Genomic DNA, 1,266 nt, shown 5'->3' with positions numbered 1-1,266 from the left:
CGCCCGTGCCTGGGCCCTGCTGGAGGGTCGGGACCATGTGCTGCCGGAAGACGTGCAGGCCGTGCTGCCCTACGTGACCGGTCACCGCCTGCAACCGGCCAATGACACCGAAAGCCGCTCGGCCGAGGCGCTGATGGAGCAGTTCTCGGCGGTACCGATTCCGTGAGGGGAGATACGAGGTGCGAGATTCTAGATACGAAGGCCACCCTCTACTTTCGAATCTCGAATCTCGCATCTCGGACCTAACGGCGATGGCGACTGGGGCAGGATCGAATCAGACGGTGCGGATCCTCGGGGAAATTACCAAACTTCTGGGTTGGTGCCGCTTTTCCGAACGCACTCACCCACGAGCGGGTCCAACTACTCTCGATCGGCGAAGGGTCTATATCCTTCCGACGCGGGCCGGATTTCTCTTTCTTCTTGTGCTGGGCGCGATGCTACTGGGCGCCATCAATTACTCCAACAGCCTCGGTTTTGCGCTGACCTTCCTGCTAGCCAGCCTGTCTGTGGTCTCCATCATTCACACCTTCCGCAACCTCCACGGTCTCTCGTTCCATCCGGGCCACTCCCGACCGGTGTTTGCCGGCGAACAGGCTCTGTTTCCGATCGGCATCGAAAATCGTCGGGATGCGCCGCGCTTTGCGGTAGACCTGGCGCTGACCGGTGCCGGCCGGGTCACGGTGGATCTGGAGGCGAACGCCCTCAACTGGATCGAACTGCGGGTGCCGGCGATTCGGCGGGGTCGTCTGTATCTGCCCCGCTGTACCGTCGAGACCCGTTTTCCCCTTGGGCTCTTCCGGGCCTGGGGCTATATCCAGCTGAACTCGGAGTGCCTGATCTATCCCAAACCGGCCGAGGCGTGCAGCATTCCCCCGAAACTGGGTGGCTCATCGGGCCACGGCGGCGACCGGGGCCGCGGCAGCGACGATTTTGTCGGCCTGCGGGCCTATCAGGCCGGTGACCCGCTGCGCCATATTCACTGGAAGGCGGTGTCGCGCGGCCATGAACTGGTCACCAAGCAGTTCGGTGGCGAAAGGGCGGAGCGGATCTGGCTGGATTGGGAGGAGACCCCGGGCACGAACGTGGAGACCCGGCTGTCGCACCTCTGCCGCTGGGTGCTGGCGGCAGAGGTACGAGGCTGGGTCTACGGTCTTGCCCTGCCTCGCCGACGGATTCCGCCGGACCGCGGCGACGGCCACCGGCGCCACTGCCTGGAGGCGCTGGCGCTGTTCGGTGAGCCCTCATGAGCCGAATCGATGCCGCCGA

At 64.5% G+C, this 1,266-nt stretch carries 1 protein-coding gene and 1 pseudogene; both read left to right on the top strand.

What is annotated here, in order from left to right; genetic code table 11:
- A pseudogene (locus tag Q7L05_RS16020) lies at nt 1–166 on the top strand (AAA family ATPase); the annotation flags it as partial.
- A gap of 256 nt (nt 167–422) precedes the next feature.
- Nucleotides 423–1,247, top strand: coding sequence for a DUF58 domain-containing protein (locus tag Q7L05_RS16015; RefSeq protein WP_303909048.1), 825 nt, complete (start codon nt 423–425; stop codon nt 1,245–1,247).
- The last annotated feature ends 19 nt before the right edge of the window (nt 1,248–1,266 follow it).

Origin of the sequence: Thiohalomonas denitrificans, assembly GCF_016841685.1 — a bacterium.
GTDB classification, from domain to species: Bacteria; Pseudomonadota; Gammaproteobacteria; order Thiohalomonadales; family Thiohalomonadaceae; genus Thiohalomonas; species Thiohalomonas denitrificans_A.
Note: the sequence above shows the minus strand (reverse complement) of the source record. Positions and strands in the feature narration are given on the sequence as shown.